Source organism: Gordonia effusa NBRC 100432 (genome assembly GCF_000241305.1).
GTDB classification, from domain to species: Bacteria; Actinomycetota; Actinomycetes; order Mycobacteriales; family Mycobacteriaceae; genus Gordonia; species Gordonia effusa.
The window spans coordinates 1-22,442 of record NZ_BAEH01000093.1 but is presented as its reverse complement, the minus strand read 5'-3'; the positions used below and the strand labels follow the sequence as shown (position 1 = coordinate 22,442).

General features: G+C 62.4%; 18 protein-coding genes. 8 read left to right on the top strand and 10 right to left on the bottom strand.

The features are described 5' to 3' along the window. Window positions 1–78: 78 nt before the first annotated feature. From GOEFS_RS16240 to GOEFS_RS16230, 3 genes are all read right to left on the bottom strand, one after another. Window positions 79–1,185, bottom strand: a complete 1,107-nt coding sequence (locus GOEFS_RS16240) for a DUF475 domain-containing protein (protein ID WP_007319024.1) — start codon at window positions 1,183–1,185, stop codon at window positions 79–81. A gap of 142 nt (window positions 1,186–1,327) precedes the next feature. After that, window positions 1,328–1,903, bottom strand: a complete 576-nt coding sequence (locus GOEFS_RS16235; protein ID WP_007319023.1) for a TerD family protein — start codon at window positions 1,901–1,903, stop codon at window positions 1,328–1,330. Window positions 1,904–2,121: 218 nt separating this feature from the next. Next, the gene (locus GOEFS_RS16230) at window positions 2,122–2,823 is read right to left on the bottom strand and encodes a helix-turn-helix transcriptional regulator (RefSeq protein WP_007319022.1); all 702 of its coding nucleotides are present in this window, start codon (window positions 2,821–2,823) and stop codon (window positions 2,122–2,124) included. A gap of 182 nt (window positions 2,824–3,005) precedes the next feature. Here GOEFS_RS16230 and GOEFS_RS16225 point away from each other — a divergent pair, with 182 nt between their 5' ends. Further along, window positions 3,006–3,731 (top strand): MSMEG_1198 family transcriptional regulator, encoded by a 726-nt coding sequence (locus GOEFS_RS16225; protein WP_040525294.1) that lies wholly within the window; start codon window positions 3,006–3,008, stop codon window positions 3,729–3,731. A gap of 5 nt (window positions 3,732–3,736) precedes the next feature. On the opposite strand, the gene GOEFS_RS16220 is transcribed toward GOEFS_RS16225, so the two are convergent. Together GOEFS_RS16220 and GOEFS_RS16215 are read right to left on the bottom strand one after the other, a co-directional pair. Then, the gene (locus GOEFS_RS16220) at window positions 3,737–4,753 is read right to left on the bottom strand and encodes a ThiF family adenylyltransferase (RefSeq protein WP_007319020.1); all 1,017 of its coding nucleotides are present in this window, start codon (window positions 4,751–4,753) and stop codon (window positions 3,737–3,739) included. 5 nt (window positions 4,754–4,758) lie between these two features. Next, window positions 4,759–6,198, bottom strand: coding sequence for a phenylacetate--CoA ligase family protein (locus tag GOEFS_RS16215; protein ID WP_007319019.1), 1,440 nt, complete (start codon window positions 6,196–6,198; stop codon window positions 4,759–4,761). Window positions 6,199–6,326: 128 nt separating this feature from the next. On the opposite strand from GOEFS_RS16215, the gene GOEFS_RS16210 reads away from it, so the two are divergent. Together GOEFS_RS16210 and GOEFS_RS16205 are read left to right on the top strand one after the other, a co-directional pair. Continuing rightward, window positions 6,327–7,628, top strand: a complete 1,302-nt coding sequence (locus GOEFS_RS16210; RefSeq protein WP_138918039.1) for a hypothetical protein — start codon at window positions 6,327–6,329, stop codon at window positions 7,626–7,628. 48 nt (window positions 7,629–7,676) lie between these two features. Further along, complete coding sequence (locus GOEFS_RS16205) at window positions 7,677–9,014, top strand: cytochrome P450 (protein ID WP_007319017.1); 1,338 nt, start codon at window positions 7,677–7,679, stop codon at window positions 9,012–9,014. Here the strand turns inward: GOEFS_RS16205 and GOEFS_RS16200 are convergent. From GOEFS_RS16200 to dinB, 5 genes are all read right to left on the bottom strand, one after another. Next, window positions 8,998–9,684 carry a response regulator gene (locus tag GOEFS_RS16200; RefSeq protein ID WP_007319016.1) on the bottom strand — a complete coding sequence of 229 codons (687 nt, stop codon included), beginning with the start codon at window positions 9,682–9,684 and terminating at the stop codon, window positions 8,998–9,000. The two genes, GOEFS_RS16205 and GOEFS_RS16200, sit on opposite strands and share 17 nt — an antisense overlap. Continuing rightward, complete coding sequence (locus tag GOEFS_RS16195; protein ID WP_007319015.1) at window positions 9,677–11,338, bottom strand: sensor histidine kinase; 1,662 nt, start codon at window positions 11,336–11,338, stop codon at window positions 9,677–9,679. Before GOEFS_RS16195 ends, GOEFS_RS16200 begins: the two co-directional genes overlap by 8 nt. A 30-nt stretch (window positions 11,339–11,368) precedes the next feature. After that, entirely contained in the window at window positions 11,369–12,760 is a 1,392-nt protein-coding gene (locus tag GOEFS_RS16190; RefSeq protein WP_007319014.1) for a CitMHS family transporter, read from the bottom strand. Between the two features lie 212 nt (window positions 12,761–12,972). After that, window positions 12,973–14,841 carry a YhgE/Pip domain-containing protein gene (locus tag GOEFS_RS16185; RefSeq protein WP_138918038.1) on the bottom strand — a complete coding sequence of 623 codons (1,869 nt, stop codon included), beginning with the start codon at window positions 14,839–14,841 and terminating at the stop codon, window positions 12,973–12,975. Window positions 14,842–15,263: 422 nt separating this feature from the next. Further along, a complete protein-coding gene (gene dinB, locus GOEFS_RS16180; RefSeq protein WP_040525297.1) occupies window positions 15,264–16,472 on the bottom strand; it encodes a DNA polymerase IV in 1,209 nt (402 codons plus the stop codon). A gap of 75 nt (window positions 16,473–16,547) precedes the next feature. Here dinB and GOEFS_RS16175 point away from each other — a divergent pair, with 75 nt between their 5' ends. The 5 genes from GOEFS_RS16175 to GOEFS_RS16155 form a co-directional block, all read left to right on the top strand. Next, on the top strand, window positions 16,548–17,339 hold the full coding sequence (locus GOEFS_RS16175) for an LLM class F420-dependent oxidoreductase (RefSeq protein WP_040525292.1): 792 nt from the start codon (window positions 16,548–16,550) through the stop codon (window positions 17,337–17,339). A 31-nt stretch (window positions 17,340–17,370) separates the two neighbouring features. Continuing rightward, complete coding sequence (locus GOEFS_RS16170; protein WP_007319010.1) at window positions 17,371–18,816, top strand: phytoene desaturase family protein; 1,446 nt, start codon at window positions 17,371–17,373, stop codon at window positions 18,814–18,816. 31 nt (window positions 18,817–18,847) lie between these two features. After that, window positions 18,848–20,902 (top strand): TPM domain-containing protein, encoded by a 2,055-nt coding sequence (locus GOEFS_RS16165; protein WP_007319009.1) that lies wholly within the window; start codon window positions 18,848–18,850, stop codon window positions 20,900–20,902. A 159-nt stretch (window positions 20,903–21,061) separates the two neighbouring features. Beyond that, entirely contained in the window at window positions 21,062–21,499 is a 438-nt protein-coding gene (locus tag GOEFS_RS16160) for a MarR family winged helix-turn-helix transcriptional regulator (RefSeq protein WP_007319008.1), read from the top strand. A 116-nt stretch (window positions 21,500–21,615) separates the two neighbouring features. After that, window positions 21,616–22,442: MFS transporter (locus tag GOEFS_RS16155; RefSeq protein ID WP_138918040.1), on the top strand; the 827-nt coding region annotated here is incomplete at its 3' end.

Below are 22,442 nucleotides of genomic sequence, written 5' to 3'. Positions count from 1 at the left end.
CAGAGGCCTGCAAAATCCCCCCAAACTGGGAGGATCCCCCTCCGCGAGGGGGGATCCTCCCAGTTTGGGGGGATTGAGTTAGGAAGCCGCCGCCTCCAACGATTCTTCGCGACGACGTCGGATGATGCTCGACGTCAGTGCCGCCAGGATCAACACGACACCGATGAGGCCGGTGACGACCTCGGGGATATGCGTGCCGCCCAGCGAGTACAGCAGGATGAACGCCAGCGCACCGATCGCCCAATGGGCGCCATGCTCCAGGTAGACGTATTCGCTGAGTGTGCCCTTGCGAACCAGGTACACGGTGAGCGACCGGACGAACATCGCACCGATGAAACCGAGGCCGAGCGCGATAAGAATCGGGTCCGCGGTAATCGCGAACGCGCCGATGACCCCATCGAACGAGAATGAGGCGTCGAGGACTTCGAGGTACAGGAAGAGGAAGAAGCCGGCTTTGCCGGTGGCCTTTGCGAGCTCCGATGGTCCGCCGGATTTCTTTGTCGCAGCGGCCTTTTCGTCAAGTTCGTGTTCGATGTCCTCTTCTTCGACGTTGAACAATTCGCCGAGCCCGTTGACCAACATATAGGTGATCATGCCGAGGGAACCGGCGATCATCACCGTCGCGCGGTGGTCGTCGTCGACGAGGAAGGATGCGGTGCACACCAGCAATACGGTGGCGATGACCACCTCGAGCGAGTCGAGTTTGCCAATGCGCTCGAGCGGCCGTTCGATCCAGGACAGCCAGGTGAGTTCCTTCTCTTCCAGAACGAATCCGAGGAAGAGCATCAACAGGAACATGCCGCCGAAGGACGCGATCTGCGGATGAGCCGCGGTGATCAGCGACTCATAGGTGTCGGCGTTGGGGTCAGTCGGCGGGTTGAGCGCGAGGTCAAGTGCCTCAACGGGATTGAGGCCGGCGGTAATCCACACAATCGCCAGCGGGAATACCAACCGCATGCCGAAGACGGCGATCACGATACCGATAGTAAGGAAGATCTTCTGCCAGAACTCACTCATTCGGCGCAGCACGGTTGCGTTGATAACCGCGTTGTCGAAGGAGAGCGAGACCTCGAGGATGCCGAGGATGGCGACGAGGGCGAGAGCTTCCCAGCCGCCGTAGAGGACGGCAACCACCAGGGAGATCGCGGTGATGAGAAACGACAAGCCGAAAATGCGTAGTACCACGATGGCCTTTCGTGCAATGGTCAGGGGGTAAAGCCGGGCCGATGTGCAATTGCCACAAATCAGGCCCCGGTGTGCGCAAAACCGCCGACGCTGCGGCGATACTCGATCAGCGTCGGCGGTTCGGCGAAATCAGTTGTTGCGCTTAGACATTCACGCCGAAGTCGCGCGCGATGCCGGAGAGTCCCGAGGCGTAGCCCTGGCCGATGGCGCGGAACTTCCACTCCGCACCGTTGCGGTAGAGCTCACCGAAGATCATGGCGGTCTCGGTCGAGGCGTCCTCAGAGAGGTCGTAGCGGGCGAGCTCGTTGCCGTCGGCCTGGTTGACAACGCGGATGAAGGCGTTGCGGACTTGGCCGAAGGACTGGCTGCGAGCGGAGCCTTCGTAGATCGAAACCGGGAAGGTGATCGAGTCGACCTCGGCCGGAACGGCAGCCAGGTTGACCTTGATGACCTCGTCGTCGCCTTCGCCCTCGCCGGTCAGGTTGTCGCCGGTGTGCTCGATCGAGCCCTCGGGAGACTTGAGGTTATTGAAGAACACGAAGAAGCCGTCGTTGACGATCTTCTTATCGGTGGTGAGTCCGATCGCGCTGGCATCAAGGTCGAAGTCAGTGCCGGTCGTGGTGCGGACATCCCAGCCCAGGCCGACCGAAACCGCGGTCAGTCCGGGGGCTTCCTTGGTCAGCGAGACATTCCCGCCCTTGCTCAGGCTCACGCCCATGAGTCGTTCCTCCAATTGTCGATCCACGGTTGCGGATGTATTTTCGCGCAATAATCCCACCCTAGGTGAGACGCATGACACCAGGCCATCGTACAAGTGAATGGCACGCCTTCGCCCAGAGCGGAAAAATCGGGCGCGGCCTAACTGGAAATGTCCCCGGGGTGGGCACAGGCGCTATATCGCCGCCCGCACGCGTCACGGGGACATTTCCAGCGAGCTCAGGCGTTGTTCACTTCGGTGACTGTCGACGGCGGTTCGGCCGACTCCGCGATTTGTTGAGTCTTCGCGGCGATGTTGGTGGTGAGCCAGCCGTCGTCGACCAACGCGAGGAGCATATGAGCCTTGTTACTGACCGTCCGCCCGGCCCGCGCGTAGCGAATCTTTACGCGCCGATAGTGCTCGCGAACCGTGCTCTCGGTGATGCCGTAGTTGATCGCGGTGGCAGCGATAGTCTCACCAGACACATAGGTTTTGAGGACTTGGAGTTCTCGCTCGGTCAGATGCACTCGAGGATTCGCCGTCTCGTCGGGTGTTTCGCAGTAGATAAGGCGCTGGTGCCGGTTCGCAACGTCGGATAACACGGCGGCCAGTTGTGCTGCGCCGGTGGCCGTTGCGATTCCATCCGCGGTCGGCGCTTTGCCGCCGGACACGGTGATACCGACAATCGTGGCGAGACGGTATCGCAGCAGGGTGGCCAGTAGGCCGTATCGCTGCGGAGACCTGGTCACCACGACGACGGCATACCCGGCTAGGCGCGCGCCGGGCGTGTCGATGTCGTGGATAACGGCCACATATCCGAGCTTCTCCACCAGAGCCACGATCGCCGCGTCGAGAATGTCGTGTTCAGCGATGACGGCCACCACGGGTGTCGTCGCCGCCACGTCACCATGCGTGGGGGAGGTATCTGAGTCGGATTGCATCGCCTGTCCTCGGGCTGGTCTGTTTCAGGGCCTAACCAGATTCCGACGCCGAGAATTGACTGTCAGCACTCCTAACCACTCGTCGGGTCCGGAATTATGCATTTGGCGCCCCGAAGTCCAAGGCGCCATGCCTGATCACGCACGATTACTAAGAATCGTGCAAAGATCGAACCGTGTCAGATATGCGAATTCTCGTCGCGTCCCCGTTGGGACATGTTGTTGCCGGGCCACTTGAGTCCGCGTTCGGCGGCGCCCCGGTAGAGGTTGCCGCGACTCAAGACGAATTCATCAGGAGTGTGACCGGCCGAGTTCGGTTCGACACGGTCGTCGCCGACCTGATCTGGAATCGCCCCGAGGTCGAGTGGATCTTCGACGGCCTAGACGTGATTGACAATCTTCGCAACGCCAATCGGCTTGCCCCCGTGTTGCTCGCCTGCCAAGGGCACAGCATGGAACAGGACCACATCGACGAGGCTCGATTGCGCCCAGAGGTTTCCGGGGTCATCGCCAAGTCAGAGGGACTCGCGCCGCTGGTGTCGGCGATCCGCACCGTCGCGCTCGGCCGTCGTCTGCCGTCACGGCCGCCGGTTCGCTCACGACCGCCTCTCTACGAAATGTTCGTCGGTCAGCGCGGACACACCGCCGGACGTCTCGCGGGTGCTATCGCCTCGGGCGCGGCATGCGATAGCGCGTCGCTCGCACGTGCGGCCAAAGTGTCGCCGAATACCGCGAATAAGGTTGCGAGTACCTATTTGGGACCGATTATTACGCGCCGGGACGAACATGACGAGTCGTTGCCGTTGACGCAAGCGTCGGTATACCGCTGGTGCGGACTGCATGCGCGTTACATCGTCAGCTGGTGCAGGCGGCATGGGCACTCCGACGTGCTTGGGCCCATGCCGCGCTGACCAAATTACTTGGCGGACAACGACATCTGATCCACGCGTAGATGACCGCGGCCCGACGGAATGTCATCGCCACAGACGATCTTGCGCGCGAGCACGCTAGCTACCGCCCCGGCAAGCGTTGCGGCAGAACCTAATTGCGGCCACGTGACGATGCTGCGGCCGACTTCGGTCAGGGCAGTTCTCAAGCGTGGTCCGATGTCGTCGCCGACAATCGCTCCGGCGATGGCAACTCGATGCTTCGGATCGCGCAGTTGCTCGACGGTCAGGTCGGCGATGTCCGGCGCACGACCGTGGAACAGTGGATAGGTTGGGTCGAGGTCGTAACGCTCTACGTCGGCGATGACGTCGTCACCGACGTCAGTGACCATGATGACCGGAATCCCCGCATCCCGTGCGCGACGACGGAGATCGACTTTCATTGCCAGGTCGTCCATCTCCTCGACGATCACCCGAGCCCGCGTGTCGCCGAAACCGAAGAACTCGGCGGCGTTTTCCGGGGAATAGCCGCCGAACGCCGTCACCTGTGTGTACGGATCTGCTTCGAGCAACCTGCGTTGTGCGATCACCCTCTTCGGTGCGCCGAGGTCGCATACCGACCCCGCCAGCCGGTTGAGGTTCGTCGGTCCGAGCGCGTCGGGGTCGGCGATGTGAAAGTGTCGAGCGCCGGTTAGCGCACACGCGTGCAGCGCGGATGCGCCGACCGACAGCCCGGCGATAGCCACAACCGCCCTCCCCCACTCGGCCTGTTCGTCATCGGTGATGAGGTAGCGATTTCGCGACGTTCGCAACAGGTGCCACACGCGCTCGTCGGGTAACCGCACCACGGTGCGCCGCCACGGGTACACGATGTATCGGCTCAGAGCGTCGAAGTCCTTTTCGGCAATAGGGTCGGGACCGGAGGCTAGCTGAGAGAGGGCGGCCAGCTCTGGTCCGGCGGTGAGCCATCCGTCGACGAATGCATAACCGGCACAGCGTAATTCGTCGATTCGTTCGGCGTACTCAGGGGAAATAATGTCGATCATCGCAACTACTCCCCTCCGGTACGGATCGTGGATTTGTGCTTGGGGCCGGTTCGCTCGAAATGGTGCGTCCCGAATCCGTGCAGCTCTATCACTGGCACGGCGGATTGCCCGCGGGTGCGGTGAAGTTCGTGATATTCGGCGTTGGTGTCGCGCAGCGCTTCCAGGCAGAGTGCCGTGAGGTCGCGGCACAGCCCGTCGTCGGGTCTGGTCTGCGCGGACAGTTCGGCATGGATGCGCAGCGTCTGGTTCTGCTCATGGTCGACGCCGGTATCGATGACAAATTTGCCGGTAAGTGCCGAGGACATTGCCGGATGCTCGAACGCCGCTCGCAGGTTGCCGTCGTAAATGTTGAGCGAGTAGAACGTAGCCGCGACGTCGGGCCGCCCGGTCAGCGACAGGAACACAGCGCTCGAGTCGATGTGCTGGCTCAGCTCGCCGTCGCCATGTGCAGCGACAATCTCGCGCAATCGCGCGCCGCTGTGCACGGCTCCGCGGTCGTTGATCCGATAGCGGATCAGCGGGAGCGCGGCGTCGATGGTGAACAGCAGATAGCCGTCGTCATCGACTTCGACGAACCGCAGCATTGGGTCTACTTCGGTGAAGGTCGGCAAGATCGTGGTGTCGCCGAAGAGCGCATTCCGCAGCGTGGAGTCGCTATCGGCTGCCCGCCGAACGGCCGTCGTGACCGGTGTTTCAAATGCGATGACGCCAGCGTCTGCGGTGCCATACATCAAGCAAATCCGTTCTGGCTCTTGTGGTTTACCGAGCTTAGCGAGTAGATGGTCGCGCCACGTCTCAGTGATCGCCTCACCAGCGAGCAGGATTTTGATGTCGTTGGTCAGCAGATGTGAGGGTGCGGCGTCGAGGGTGTCTTTGATGAACGGCGGATACCCGGCAATGACCACCTGGTCATAGCAGGGTGCCAAATCAGTCAACGCGGTAAGGATCGTATCGATGTTCATGCCGGGTGTTATCAAGGACAGTCGATGGCCCCGTCTGCGCAGTTCCAGCAGACCGAGCAGGGTATAGGTCCCGCCAATCCAGGTTCCCATCGCGAACGCGTTGATGACCAAGGTGGTGCGTGAACGCGAGCCGAAGTTCGCGGTGAAGATCGAGTCGAAGAACCCGGCGCCGTCGTTGGTCGCGACGTCGTCGCCGGGAAAGTAGGTGCAGACGCCGGTCGAGCCAGATGACGTCGTCCAGATTCCAGCCGATGCCGCATCCGAATGCCACAGCATATGCGTCCGCGGATGCACAGCGAGGTAATTGGATTTGGTCATCGGCGGAAGTGACCGGAAGTCGTCGACAGTGCGTACCGAACCACACGAGGGCGACGCCGCACGAATATGTGCGGCATAGGCGGGGACGTTGCGAATAGCACGATCGGCAATTGCGATTGCGTGGTCGATTCCACCGGAACCGACTACTGCGAATGACGGTGACATTACTGCTCCTTGTCTGAATGGGATGCAGAGTGGTCTTCCGTTTCCCCACTTTCTCGCAGAGCCCGGCAACGCCGAAATCAATCGATGAGAATTACTGGAGACGCGCACGGATCGAGAAAGGAAGATATGTGAGACGCTTGGTGCCACCCGCCATTCCTATCGCCGCTTCGACAATCGATCTAGCGAAATTCGACATTCCACCCGACGGCATCGCTCGAGACGAATTGCTGCTGCAGTATCAGCGACAGATGACCCGACCCACCCCGGAATCGAAGGTCCTCACGGGGGAGTTGCGTTCGTGGTCCGGGGTGTTCGCTCGAACCAAGTGGTTCGCGACTCAGTACACCTCGACGGCGGCTTTGATGCTCAAAGGGCGAAACGTACGGGTGTCCGACGCAGAGACACTTGACGCCATCGTTCGAGCATCGGGCGAGCTCATCGACCCTTTTGCGCGATATTCCGCAGGCTGGAGTACCAGCCTCGCCGTGCTGCGGCCAAAAAATCTGCGCAACGCGGTACTCGTCGCGATCCGTGAGGCTCAGCGCTACGGTGCGCGCTTGGTCCGGCGGGATATGACGACCGTGGAGCCGGTGCAGAACACCCACGAGCGGGCGATGGGCTTTCTGGCTGATCCAGCACACCGGCACCAGCGAGACCGGCAGACAGCACTCGATGCGTACCTGGCCAAAGTGAGTGACATTATTAGCGCCGCGGATACATCGAGGAAGCGACTAACCGACGCCGAGCGAGCACTCTTAGTCGACTTGACGAATGTGCTCATAAACGAGTTAGGCGCGGTGCCCATTGTCCCCCTTTCTGAGGACAAAGAATCGGATAATTTGGCAATTGCGACTGAATTCCTAGCCGACGTGGTATTCACAGCGTTGCGCGGTCGGAGCTATGACGAGCGGCATGTCGCGCAGGCGTACGAGCGAGTGCTGATCACTTACCTCAATCGGCTGCGGCGGGGACTTTCGCTGGAAGGCACCGAAGACTACTTCCTGATGCGACTGACGGCCGTGCGCATCGACGAATGGCGACGTGAGGTACGTAGGAAAGACAGGGAGGCTCGATTCGTTGCCGCCGACGATGATGGTGTGCGAGCCGACGATCGCGTCGACGAACTCACCGCACCTGACGAGGGACCGGCGCGACGGACGATCAAGACGGCGATCGGCTATATCGGCTCCGATCCGAACCTGCGTATCGACGGCAGGCTCTACTGGGAAGCGGAAACCGCTATCGCGATACTCGCCGGCGAGATTGGCGAATCGGCCGCGTCGCGACGAGATCTGCGGGCGGTCGTGGCCAATCGATGGGGTGTACAGCGGCCGGTACATGCTCGGTCGGCCACATCAGCCCTCGCGGCGACCGACGTTTTGCGATTGATGCGCGCGGCGGTCAATCGGGCCGGAGTAGCCTCACTTTAAGTGACCAGGAGGGGCCTGCGTCGAAGAAGATCTAGGGAGTGAGGTCTCATGGGCGGCGGTGACCGGCTGAACGCTTGGGGCGTCGGTAAACATTGGGTGCGGTGGGTCGCGAAACACGGGGTGGCTCGCATTGGGTTCCGCGCGCTGTCGAAGCGTGGCGATCCATACGCTCAATTAATGACCGACGCTGGCGGTTCCGGTGACCCATATCCGGCAATAGAACGGATCAGGGCCAACGGACCGCTGGCCTCAGGGCTGGCCGGACTGATAACCGCGGACCATGAGATTTCCCGGGAAGTGTTGCGAGACAAGCGCTTTGTCACTCTAGCCATCGGGAACCTGCCACTGCCGAAGACAATCAAATGGATTTTCCGGGCCACCGAGCCGGGATTGCCGAATCCGGTCGAATCGCCAGCGATGTTGGCCGTTGATCCGCCAGTGCATACCCGTTACCGCAAACTCGTTTCGCGCGCGTTCACACCGCGAGCGCTCGCCGCGCTCGATACGCGGATACGCGAGGTGACCGAACAACTCCTCGACGATCTGGCGGGGAAGCCGCAGGTCGACCTGGTAGCGGACTACGCAGCCAAGCTTCCCGTCGCGATCATCGCGGAGATGCTAGGCGTGCCACTGGAGCATGCGCCGAAATTACTGAAGTGGGGCGGGCACGGATCGGTGCTCCTCGACGTCGGGATCAGTTGGGGTGCCTATCGTCAGGCGTCGGACAGTTTGGTGGCATTCGATCACTTTCTCGACGAGCACATCGCTTCGCTCCGGGCGTCGCGAAATGACGGGATTCTGGGGACTGTTATCGCCGAGGGTGACCTGAATCCACGCGAACTCAAAGTGACCGCTGCGCTATTGCTTGGTGCCGGTTTTGAGACAACTGTCAATCTGATTGGCAACGGAATCGTTGCGCTGCAGCGCCATCCGGATCAATTGGATGCCCTGAGATCGGATCCGTCGTTGTGGCCCAACGCGATTGAGGAGATTCTTCGCTTCGACAGCCCCGTGCAGTTGACGGGACGGGTGGCGAAAGATCGAATCGAATTGTCGCAGAAGATAATTGAGAAGGGCGAGGTGGTTGTGACATTACTCGGCGGCGCCAACCGCGATCCCGCGGTCTTCGCCAATCCTGACAAGTTCGACGTCGCACGCGATAACGCGCGTGATCATCTGGCCTTCAGCAGTGGCGTTCACGTGTGTTTGGGTGCTTCTCTTGCGCGGATGGAAGGGATCATCGCGTTGCAATCGTTGACCGAACGCTATCCCGACCTGCGGTTGACCGGGCCACCGGTGCACCGCGGGCTCGTCAACCTGCACGGTTACGAGCAGTTGCCCGCCCAGGTTGGCACGCGGAGCCGCGCGATCACGCAGGCGGACTAACGTGATATTCCTGTCGCGGTCGACCGGTGCCGCCGTATCGAAGGCTCATCCGCAACCGTCCCGACGCGACGAGATTCGCGAGGTGGCGTCGGGCAGTCGGGGCCGCGATACCGATCCGTGCGGACACCTCGTCGGCGAATAGCACCGTACCGGGATCGTCGAACAGAGCAAGGATCCTCTCTTCGGTCGGCGAGGCGGGCACATCGCGCTCACGGCTGCGCCCCCCAAATCGCATGGCGGACAACGCTTCGTCAACTCCGCGCTGATCCACCTCGCTGCTCGCCAGGAGCCTCCGGTAGTGCGCGTATCCCGCCAGCCGACGAGCCAGTTCGGTGTCGTCGAATGGTTTGATCAAGTAGGTGAGGGCACCCGAGCGGGTAGCCCGGCGAATCGCCTCGCCATCGGACTCGGCTCCGAGAATGAAACAGTCACAAGGCAATTCGGCCACCAGATCTATTCCGGAGCCGTCCGGAAGATAGACGTCGAGTAGTGCCAGATCGATCCGGGGCACGGACGGATCGCCGAGAACAGCACGTGCCTGGGAGATAGAGCCGACCTGCGCGCTGACCCGAAATCCGCGCACCGCCCCGACGATCGCGGCGTGTAGCCGGGCTACGCGAAAGTCGTCGTCGCAAATCAACACCCCGAGTTCGCCGGGCCGCTCATCCATCCCTGCCTCCTAATTCGCCTGGGTCATCAAGTGCCCCGGGAAATTTCGCCACGAAGACTGCCCCGCCAAGAGCGTCAGTGCTCGTGGCGTCCCGCTCCGCCAGCCATACGTCGCCGCCGTGCCGCCGACAGATCTGCCGCACCAGTGCCAATCCCATCCCACGCCCACCTGGTACCAAGTGGTCATCTTTGGATGTCACTCCCTCGGTGAAAATCGCTTCCGGATCTGCGAATGTCACACCGCCGCCCGAGTCCGCGACAGTGACCCACAGGGTGTCGGCGTCGGTTAAGAGTTCCACCTCGACTCGCTTCTGCTTCGAATCTGACTGAGCCGCAGCATCTATCGCGTTGTCAACAAGATTCCCGACGACAGTCGTTGCCGCAACAGGGTCCGCCAGAGTGCCAGCTACCCAGGTCTGCGGGCCGAGACTCAACGTGACTCCGCGTTCCCGCGCGATCGTCGCCTTGGCGTCGACAAAGGCGGCGAGGTGCGGTTCGTCGACATTGTCGATTCCGTCCAGTTGCTCTCCGCGCGAACCTGATCCGGTGATCTCCGTCAGATACTCAACAGCCTCGCCGACGTTGTCGTGGCGAAGCAGTCCCGCCAGCACATGCAGCCGATTCGCCGTTTCGTGGCGTTGTGCCCGCAATGCCTCACTCATCGAACGAATGGCATCAAGTTCGCGGGTGAGTTTCTCAATGTCGGTGCGGTCGATTACCGACATGACCATTCCCAGATCCCGCCCGTCGGCATTCACCCGATGCGAACTCACCAGTACTATGCGTTCGCCGACCGTCGCGGCGACCGGCTCTGCCTGCGGCGTGACGAGCAGGCCGCGCAGTCGTGGGGTAAGGCCGATGTCGTCACTCGCCGTTCCGATCGGTGAATCGATCGAAAGTAGCTGTCGCGCTTTATCATTGACAACGCTCAGACTTCCGTGAGCGTCGACGGCCAACACGCCGTCGGCGAGTGCGTGCAGCACGGCACGTTGTTCGCCAACCAGCGCGACAAGCTCATCCGGCTGTAATCCCAACGTGAGGCGCCGCCAACGTCGGGCCAGCAGCGACGCGCCCACCACACCAACCGCTAATGCGGCCGCCGCCAGACCGATCGTGACCGCGATGTCACGCTTGGTAGCCTCGGCGACCTTCTCGGTGGAAATACCGACGCTGACGAAACCGATCACCGCTCCGTCGGCGTCGCGGATGGCGACCTTTCCTCGCACCGACTCGCCGAGGGTGCCCCGATCGGTGTCGGCGACGTCGTTGCCCGCGAGCACGGAGCTTGGATCGGTGGACACGTGTCGGCCCAGTTCGGCCGTCTCGGGATGCGCGACGCGGATTCCGTTGCGGTTGGCGATGACCACGAACAACACTCCGGCGCGGCGGGCGACGTCAACCGCCTCGTGTTGGAGTTCGCCATTAGCAAGAGCCGCGGCATCGAGATTGACGCCCTGATTCGCGGCGACGAGCCGCGCGACGTCGGGGTCGCCGGCAACTGCGTGCACCACCGCGACTGCGCGCTGCGCATACTCGTCACGCATGTTTTCGTCGACTTTGCTGATATGCCAACCGAATCCGACAGCCAGACTCAGCGCGATCACCACCACCTGCAGGATGAGAACCTGCGCGACCAATGACAGACGACCGGGCATGGTCTGAGCCTAAGGGCTTGCGATCGCGGATCAGAACGGAATGGCGCCGACGACGCAACCCACCACCAACATCACGATAGACACCACCGCCGCGCGCCAGAGGACCTTCTTGTGGTGGTCGGCCAGCGGTACGGCCGCCAGCGCAACCAGCAACAGGATGGCCGGCACCAGCGGGCTCTGCATATGAACCGGTTGGCCGGTGATCGACGCCCGCGCCATCTCGGCCGGGTCGATGCCATACTTCGACGCCGTCTCGCTCAGCACGGGCAGCACGCCGTAGTAGAAGGCGTCATTGCTCATCAAGAAGGTCATCGGGATGGACAACAGGCCCGCGACGATCGCCAAATGCGGACCCATCCAATCCGGGATGGCGCCGGTCAGCCAATGAGCAAGTGCGTCAACCATTCCGGTGCCGGTGAACACGCCGGTCAGTACCGCGGCGGCGAGCACCATCGCGACCACCGACACGATCGACGAGGAGTGCCGAGTGATCGCTGCCTGCTGATCTTTGACCTGCGGAAAGTTGATCACCAGCGCCAGCCCGGTGGCGATCATGAACAGGACCGGAATCGCGATGATATCGGCGCCGAGCACCGCGAGCAGCGTGATCGTCAGAGCGGCGTTGGCCCACAACAGTTTTGGGCGCAGCGTAGGCCGATTGGGATCGAGGACGCCGCTAAATGCACTGGACTCGTTGAGCTCATTCGACTCGCCGGCATCGCCGCCACTGCCGGCTGACCCACCGCTGCGAACGAGTGGAATATTCGGTGACCCCACCGACGCGAGCACCGAGTCGCGGATCTCGATCCGTCCGATGCGTCGACGCTCCAGCACCCCGAGGTGGTACGAGAAGGCGAGCACCACGAGCATCGCGGCGATCAACGACGGGACCATCGGCACGAATACGTCGGAAGTGTCGATCTTGAGTGCGGAGGCCGCGCGAGCCGTCGGACCGCCCCACGGCAGAATATTCATCGTGCCGTTGGCCAGGCCCGCGGTCACGGTAAGGACAACCGGACTGACGCCGAGCTTCAGATAGAGAGGCAACAGCGCCGAAGTAACGATGATGAACGTGGTTGAGCCGTCACCGTCGAGGGAAACGATCGCGGCGAGCACGGCGGTACCGACGACAAGCCGGGCGGGGTCATTACGGACGAGCCGCACCACGGCGCGAACGACCGGATCGAACAAGCCGACGTCGATCATGATGCCGAAGAAGATGATCGCGAAGAACAGCATCGCGGCCGTCGGCGCCAATTCTTTGATGCCGCCGGAGATCATGTCGCTGATACCCAGGCCCGCGCCGGCGAAGAGGCCGAACGCGGTCGGTATCAGAATTAGCGCGACGACCGGGGTCGCACGTTTTGTCATGATCAGGAACATGAACGTGGCCACCATCGCGAGGCCCAGCGCTACCAACATCGGATTACTCGATTCACTCTGAAAAGTTCCAAGGCCACCGGTTGTGCCTTCGGGTTGAAATGAGTGTCGAAGTAATGCAGGTCACAGTCACGCTTGCGCGCGTAACTCGCGTTTTGATCATTTTGCTCTACGGTTCGAGCAAGCCCGCCCCGGCTGCTCCGAGCGCCACATCATGGAGATGGTTCTGGGACGACAGCGCCGGCCGGCTCCCGTCAGCCGACGGTTGCCAATCCTGTTCCCATGTCCGCATCGGCATCTTGTTTGGAGTACCGCTGGCGGTAGAGATGTACCGCTCCCAGGTTGACGGCTGCGGCGACAACAGCGATCAGCACTATCATTGCCAATCCGGATCCAACGCCGGGCGCTCCATTGAAGGCGCCGATCAAACCCTCGCGCACATAGGTCAACGGTGTGATCGTGTGAAGCAACCGCAATGGTGCGGGCAGTGTCTCGACCATCCAAATTCCGCCGTAGGCGAAGAGTTGGAGCATCAACCAGGCAAGCGACGTCAGAGCACCGGCGCCGTAGCCGAACAGTGTGAAGAGGACTGAGAATACCGTGACGTTCATAATCGTCGCCGCGCCGAGGATGATTGCCACCTGCCACGTCGAGGCTGGATCGGGTGCGGGGTCCAAGAATGCCCACAAGCCGACACCGACCAATCCGACGCCAGCAAGACTGACCGCGCATACTGCCAACGCACGTCGCAATACCGTCGCGATCGTAGGTGGCTCATCGGTACCCGATATGTACCGGCGGCCCCGAAATGACAGCATGACCGCGATCACTATCAGCGCCGAGGCGAAGATCAGCAGGGTTGGCGCGGCACCCGGACCGCCGAATTGCGCGCGAGCCACGTATTCATTCTGGCTACTTACCGGAGTGCTAATCAGTTTCGCCAAGGACTCCTGCTGAGTCTTATCGCCCATGTCGGGCGCTTTCCGGGCACCGGCGGTCAACCCGGTGGAGAGTTGGGTCGCACCCGAGTCAACTCGTTCGGCACCGTGTTGCAGCTTTACCGCACCCTCGGTGAGCTGCGTTGTTCCGACCTCGATTTGCCGCATACCGGTTGAGAGTTTGGTCGCGCCGGTAGACAACTGTGCGCTCCCAGTGGCCAGCCGATCGACTCCGCTACGGTACGCGGCGGTTGGGTCGGTCAACTCGGTGGCAACACGACGGCTCCCGGCCTGCAATTGTTGGAGACCAGTCAGCAGCGTGGTCACTTTCTCCACACCTACCCCCGGCGGCAAGACTTTCTGTAGGCGTGTCAGTTCAGCTTGCAAGTTCGCGATATCTACCGTGCCGACCAGTTTGTCGATACCGTCGGCCACCTTCGTGGCTCCGTCGCCGAGCCGCGCAGTCCCCGCCTGTAGCTGAGTCGCTCCCGTGGATAGTTTGGCTGCTCCGGTAGCGACTTGCGCACTGCCGGCGGTGGCAGTTCGAACTCCCGGTTGCAATTTGGTGACCAGTGCCGTCGAAAGAGAATCGGCGCCATCGCTGAGTTGCCCCGTGCCATCGGCTAATTGCTCTGATCCAGCAGCGGCCTTCTTGAGACCTGTTCCCAACTCGTCGACCCCGCTGACCACCTTGCCGACCGTCGTGCTGGACACACCACGCAGAACCGCAGCCTGAACCTTACTCATCGCCGCGGCGCCGATACTCGACGCTTTGACCGTGTTGTTGTCGTTGTAGGTGACTGTGATCAGCGCCGGCGCCTTGGTCACCGAACCGATCTTGGCCAATGTTTCGCTGAAGTCCTCCGGGATACGGATAACGAAGTAGTAATCGCCGCTCTTGAGGCCGCTGGTCGCGGTTGCCTGATCGACAGCGTTGAAGCCGAGCGCGTGCGAGTCGAGGAGATTCTTGGTCACCTGCGCGCCCGCGCTGATGCGTGCTGATCCCTCACCAAAAGGCTTGTCGGCGTTAACAATAGCCACCGGCATCTTGTCAACACTTTTCGTGGGATCCCACATCCACCACATATAGATCGCCGAAAAGGCCAGCGGAATTGTCACCGCGACCGCCAGGAGTACCCGTAGCACTCGTGATCGCTGCACCATCGTTTCGCTCGATCCGCTCATGAGGAGACCCCACCGATGTCGATGCCGCTGCGCGCACACGGCGATTGGGGAAATGTAGTACTCAGAGGCCGCAAGGCAGGGTTCGCACACTCATTCGCCGCGGCTACCGGCCCGGCGGGCGCTGGTCCGCTGCCAACGAATACGACTCCGACACAACTTGCCAGCGCCAGTGCCGTAGTGGCGAAGCTGCGCACTAGTGTTCGCAAAGCGTCTCCCTCTGTCTGTGATCTGCCCCATTGCAGTTCCGCATTGTGATGCATGGCCGTATTTAATACCAGTATGTATTGAGTACGCAAACGTATTGACTTGACCAGCGAGGTGCGGATCCCGACTAGCCAGGAGTGACCACGGTTACATCATCGGCAATCTTAGACATGTCTGTCTAGTTTTGGCGAATCGAGTGTCCGCGTACGTGGGGTTCTTCAGTCCGGCAGCATCGGCGCGTCCGCGCCGTGATTACGCCCGACCAGAACCGCACGTGTCACGGCGTCGACACCGAATCTGGTTCGCAAATCATCCATCGTTCGATCCAGGGCAGGTTGGTGATCATCGCCGAAGGGCAGAGTCAGCTGGCAGTTGTCGGCGTCGTCGAGATTGATCAGCGACAACCCGATCAGCGTGCAGCCACGTTCGGCGATCAGCGGCAAGGCGTCGGCGAACAGGCCGCGGGCGAGTTTCATAATGACGTCGGTTCGATCGGTTGATACCAGCATGGATCGTGACCTCGTGGCTCGCCCGAAGTCGTCAAATCGTAAGCGCAGCACCACAGTTCGGGTAAGTCGATCCGCCTTGCGAAGGCGTTTGGCGAGACGCTCCACGATGGCGATGAGCGTCGCTTCAAGCTCGGCAGGTGATTTCGGTCGGCGACCAAGCGCGCGCTGTGAGCCGATAGAACTGCGCCGACGCCCGGTCTCCACTCGGCGTGGATCTTGGTCCATCGCAAGGGAATACAGGTGTCGACCCGACGCCCGGCCGAGCAGACCGGACAGATTGCGCTCACCGAGCGCGGCCAGATCGCCAACGGTATGCACTCCCGCGTCGGCGAGTTTGGCGTCGGTGATGGCTCCGACGCCCCAGAGGCGGCGAACCGGCAACGGATGTAAGAACTCCAACTCGGCGTCGGGTGAAACCTCAAGCAGCCCATCGGGTTTGCCGACCGCGCTCGCTACCTTGGCAAGGAATTTGCTACGCGCTACGCCGACGGTAATCGGCAACCCGACGTCGGCGCGGACCCTGGCCCGCAGCGCCGTCGCGATCTCCACGGGCGACCCGGAAATTCTGCGCAGCCCGCCGACGTCGAGAAATGCCTCATCGACCGAGATGCCCTCGACTATGGGCGTGATATCCCGGAAGATCTCGAAAACCTGGTTGCTGGCTTCCATATACGCATCGAAACGCGGTCGGGCCATCACCGCCCCCGGACATAGCGCCACTGCCTCGCGACCCGACATCGGACAACGTACGCCGAATGCCTTGGCCTCATAACTCGCCGCTACCACCACTCCACCGCCAACGAGGACCGGCTTACCGCGCCACGCGGGATTGTCGCGCTGTTCGACCGAGGCGTAGAACGAGTCGAGGTCGGCATGCATTATCGACGCTTCACTACGTTCCTCGCGGGAAATCCTCACGAACATATGTTCGCATCAGGGTGTGACAACCAATTGATGTCGCAAAGGCCAACTTTTCCCGGCACACTGGCTGTCATGGCCTTCCCCATTCGAATCGGTGTGCAACTTCAACCTCAACATTCCCCTCAGTACTCGTTGATTCGCGACGCGGTTCGCCGCGCCGAGGATGTCGGCGTCGATGTCGCGTTCAACTGGGATCACTTCTATCCCCTGTACGGCGATCCCGACGGTGCGCACTACGAATGCTGGACGATGCTCGGTGCGTGGGCCGAGCAAACTACGCGGGTTGAGATCGGCGCCCTGGTGACGTGCAACTCGTATCGAAATCCGGAGTTGCTGGCCGATATGGCCCGCACGGTCGACCACATCAGTGACGGGCGACTGATTCTTGGCATCGGGTCGGGCTGGTTCGAGAAGGACTACGACCAATACGGGTACGAATTCGGTACTGCCGGTTCACGATTGAACGAACTCGCCGAGGCATTGCCGCGGATCGAGAACCGGTTGGCAAAACTCAATCCAGCTCCAACGCGCGACATCCCGGTGCTGATCGGCGGCGCCGGTGAGAAGAAGACCCTCAAGTTGGTCGCCAAACACGCCAACATCTGGCACTCCTTCCTCGACGTCGACGAGTACCGGCGCAAGTCGGCGATTCTGGCCGAACACTGCGCCGCGATCGAGCGTGATCCGGCAACCATCGAACGCTCGACAGGTGCCGGCGTTCACACCGACAGCGTCGATGACGTGTTGCGCCGCGCCGATGCGCTGGCCGACGAGGGCGTGACCCTGCTGACGGTCGGCGTCGGCGGTCCCGACTACGACCTGACTTTGCTCGAGGCGCTCTGTAAGTGGCGCGATCAGCGCTGAAATATGTCCCGTCGCGAGTTGAGGTGTCTATATGCCATCTGATCTCGTGACGGGGCAGAGTTCCGCGGTTGTCGTCGGATCTGGACCGAACGGACTGACCGCTGCGGTCACACTGGCGAAGGCCGGCTGGTCGGTGTTGGTTATCGAAGGCGCCGAGGAGATCGGTGGCGGTCTGCGATCGGCCGAATTGTTCGAATCCGGAACCACTCACGACGTCTGCGCCGCTGTCCATCCGCTCGGCCGGCTGTCGCCGGCGTGGTCGGATCTGCACGAGTGGGGACTGCGGTGGATCACCCCCGAGGTCTCGTTCGCCCATGTCTTCGACGAGCGCCAGGTGCTCAGCGTCGACCGCTCGTGGGAGCAGACGCTGCGCAATCTCGGCGACGACGCCGCCCGCTGGCGTCGGGTGATGGGATCACTGAGCCGCGATCCCGAACGACTGGTCACCGAGATACTGCAGCCGCTGCGGATACCCAACCACCCGAGCGCGTGGTTGTCATTCGGCCCTCGCGCACTGTGTTCGACCGACCTGATCACCCGCGCTTTCACCGACCCCCGCACGCGGACCCTGTTCGCCGCCGTCGCGGCACACGGCATACGGCCAACCGATTCGGCGGCGTCGGCGGCACCTGGCTTGCTGCTCACCGCCGCGGCGTCGACGACCGGATGGCCGGTGGCCCGCGGCGGGTCCCGGGCCATCGCCGACGCGTTGGCGAAGCAGTTGATCAGCCTGGGCGGTCAGATCGAAACTGGTTGGCAGGTAAGTACATTCGCGGAACTTCCGGCGGCGACAGCGGTTCTTTTCGACACCTCCCCCACGGCCCTGGCATCGATTCTCGCCGACCGCTTGCCGGCCCGATACCGTCGACGCCTCGCCAAGTATCGGTACGGTCCGGGCGTCTGCAAAATCGACTATCTGCTCTCCGAACCAATACCGTGGCGCTCGGACGATCTCGGGCGCACCGCGACCTTCCATCTGGCGCCGTCGTACGAAGCGATCTCCAGCGTCGAAGCCGATGTCGCCGCGGGGCGCCACCCCACTAGACCATGGCTGCTGGGCGGCGAACCAACGCGTATCGATCCGTCGCGCGCGTCCGTCGGCCGTCGGGTTGCCTGGGCATACTGCCACGTGCCACACGGCTCCGACGTCGACATGGGCGAGACGATGACCGCCGAGATCGAACGATGTGCTCCAGGGTTCCGCGACACGGTGGTGGCCTCGCGGGTGAGGACCGCCGCGGACTTCAGCCGATACAACCCCAACCTCGTCGGCGGTGATATCGGTTGCGGCGCAAGTGATTTCCGGCAACTATTGGGTCGGCCGGTAGCTTCGCCCAATCCATACGCAACGCCGGTGGAGGGTGTATACCTGTGTTCGTCGGCCACTCCGCCCGGTGGTGGCGCACATGGAATGAGCGGCTACAACGCCGCGCGGGCCGTCTTGAGAAAGTTCCGATCGTTAGCGCGGCACGCATGAACGCGCCCAGCCCACCCGCTAGATTGGCCTCATGGGTTTGCGCATCGGTCTGTCGTTTCTCACGCCGCTCCGGCGGTTGCTCGCCGCGACCCTTCTCGCGATTCTCGCGACCGGAATAACGCTGGTGGCGACCGGCCTGGCCGCCCTCGCCGCAGGCCCCGCACACGCCGAACAACCCGCGCGACTACCTACCCAGATCCTCGATACCGCCAATGCCCTGACCACCGAGCAACGCGGCAGCCTCCAGTCGGCAATCGACAATCTGTACAACAACGAGCAAGTACAGCTCTGGGTGGTCTATGTTCACGACTTTGGGTCGCTGTCGGCGCAACAGTGGGCAGAACAGACAGCTTCGGTCAGCGACCTTGGCGACAGCGACGTACTGCTCGCGGTTGCGACCGATGCCCGCTCGTACTATCTCAATGCGCCCGGAAAGATCACCGGGCTCGATGCCAAGGCTCTACAAAAGATCAGTACCGACTACGTGCAACCCCAACTGCGCCAAGGCAATTGGGCTCAGGCCGGCATCGCGGCCACCAATGGCATCAGCGCACAATTGCAGCCGTCGCACACCGGCTTGATCGTCGGGGGCGCCATCGGGGGCATCGCCGTTCTCGGCGGCGGCGGCGCGGTGCTGTACGCGCGACGCAATCGGCGGCGCAAGAACGACGACGTCATCGAAGCGCTGCGTGAGGCCGACGAGGAGCTGACCGTCGACCAGCTTTCCGCGCAGCCGCTATCAGTTCTCGACCCGTGGTCGAAGGAAGTCCTCACCGACACCGACAACGCGGTGGCCACCAGCGCCGAGGAACTCGCACTCGCCGAAGGCGAGTTCGGTACCGCCGAGACCACACCTTTCCGACAGGCCGTCGAACAAGCACGCGCCGGTCTCGCCACGTGTTTCGCGCTGCGTCAGCGACTCGACGACGCTATCGACGAATCCGACGACGAGCGGCGTACGATGCTGGTGCAGATCATTACCACCTGCACCGATGTGGACTCCGCTCTCGATGAACAAGCGGCCAACTTCGATGAGATGCGCAACCTACTGATCAATGCCGATACTCGGTTCGACGAGCTCACCCGCGAACTGGTGGCGGTTCGCGCCCGATTGGAGCAAGCCGGTCCGCTACTTGCCGACCTCACCGCCAAATATGGCGCCGACGCCCTCTCGTCGATCGCACACAATATCGACCTGGCCACCGAACAGCTCGCATTCGCCGACGACAGCGCCGACCAGGGACGCGAGGCCATCGCCCAACCCGCGGGGCAACAAGGCCCGGCCGTTGCCGCGATCCGTTCCACCGAAGGGGCCCTCGCCCAAGCCAACCGGTTGCTCGACGCGATTACCAACGCGGAGAGCAACCTTCGTGCGGCACGCACCCAACTCCCAGCGCTGATTTCCGAAGTCGATGACGAGATCGCGCAAGCACAGGCACTGACCGCGAGCGGCGATGGTTCGGCCGACCTAGCCGAGGCAATGGCCGGCGCCCAGGCAGCGGTGACGTCGGCGCGCACCGACGCCGTCAACGACCTTCTCGGCTCTTTCACCACCCTCGTCCAAGCAGATGCTGCCCTCGATTCGGCGCTGGCGTCGGCCAGCCAACGGTCAGCTGAACGTGTACGCCGCGCCGAGTTGCTGACCGCCTCCCTAACGGCGGCGTCGGCGAAGGTTTCGGCGGCAAGCGATTTTCTCTCCACCCGTCGCGGCGCGGTACAGGCCACCAGCCGCACCCGACTGTCGGAGGCTCAGCGGTTGCTCGATCAAGCGCAACAGAGTTCAGCCGCCGGCACCCCCGATGGCGTGACGCGAGCCATCGACCTGGCCCGGCAATCGGGCAGTCTCGCCGACCAGGCACTGATGGCGGCGCAGGCCGATGTCGTGTCATGGCAACAAGCCGAGTCGACAAATCTCTCGTCCAGTTCGTCGACGGCCGGAGCTGTACTCGCTGGCGTGCTCGTGGACAGTTTCCTTCGCGGGGCGTCGAATAGTTATGGCGGCGGCTTCAGCAGTGGCGGTCGTTCCCCCGGGTCGTTCGGGGGCAGCGGCACGGCCGGTCGGATTGGCACCGGCGGTCGGTTCTAGCACGCCAAGCTCCTGGAAGAGTCCTGGAAATGTCCCCGTCGCGGGAGCAGGCGGCGATATAGCGCCTGCGCTCACCACGGGGACATTTCCAGGCGCATCCAAGGTTAAGTGCCTCACATCTGGTTGATACTTCGGGTCCCTAAGTATTAGGTTAGCTAGGTGTCCTCCGATAATGCCAAACTAGCCGCCGAGTTGCGCCCCGTACTCACGCGGCTGTATCTGTCATTGCGCCGGCACACCCCAATCACCGAGTACACCGCTGCGCAGGCATCCGCACTGGCGACGCTGGTAGACCACGGCCCAATGCGTATGGGCGAGTTGGCCGAACGCGAGTCGATTCGGATGCCAACGGCCACGAGTCTGGTCGACGGACTGATCCGATCCGAGCTGGTCACTCGTTGTGCCGATCCCACTGACCGTCGGGCGGTCGTCATCGACCTCACCGCTCGCGGGCATGAGGTGCTGCGACGGGTGCGCGCCCAGCGCGACGACGCCGTGTCCGAAGCACTGTCGGGACTCAGTGATGACCACCGAGCCGCCCTCGCCAACGCGACGCAGGCCCTAAAGGAATTGCACAAAATGGTCGAAGAGCTCTGAACGAGCCGATCATCGAGGTTTGAAAGTAGGTAGTCGTGCTCAACGGCGATAACACAGTGGCGTCCGCGTCCGGTTCGACGTCGAATCATCAGGAACATCCGTCGCTCCTAACAGTTATGCGCGAACAACCCCGCACGGTGTGGATCACCGCGTTCGCAGCGGTCATCGCGTTCATGGGCATCGGGCTGGTTGACCCGATCCTCAAATCGATCGCCGAAGCGCTTCATGCACCGCCGAGCAAGCTGACCCTGTTGTTCGGCGTGTATATGGGTGTGCAGGTGGTGGCGATGCTGCTTACCGGGTGGGCCGCGGCGCGGTTCGGACCGAAACGCACGCTGACCACCGGCCTGGTCCTGATTGTTGTCGCCGCGGGCATCAGCGCGCTGGCCGGCGATATCAACACCCTCATCGCGCTGCGTGTGCTGTGGGGATTGGGTAACGCATTGTTCATGGCGACCGCGCTGGCGTTCATCGTCGGCGCCGCCAAGGGGCACCAGTCCGGCGCGATCCTGCTCTATGAAGCCGCGCTCGGCGCCGGCCTCGCGATCGGCCCATTGCTGGGTGCGATTCTGGGCGAGTGGACCTGGCGCGCACCGTTCGCGGGTACCGCCATCCTGATGCTCATCGGCGCAATCCTTTGTGCCGCAATGCTTCCCAAGGACGAGCCGCGCTATACCCGGGTACCGGTGAAGATCACCGATCCATTGAAGGCGCTGCGCAATCACACCCTTCTGATGACCTCGATCGGTTCGGCCTTCTACACCGGCGCGCTGTTTACAGTCATCGCGTGGTCACCGTTCGCGATGAACCTGCGTCCCATCTACGCGGGCCTGATCTTCTTCGGTTGGGGTCTGCTGACGGCGCTATCGGGCGTGTTCCTCGCACCACGCGTCGCCGAAAGATTGGGCCAGAAGAACGGCGTTATCGCGGCGATCGCTACCTA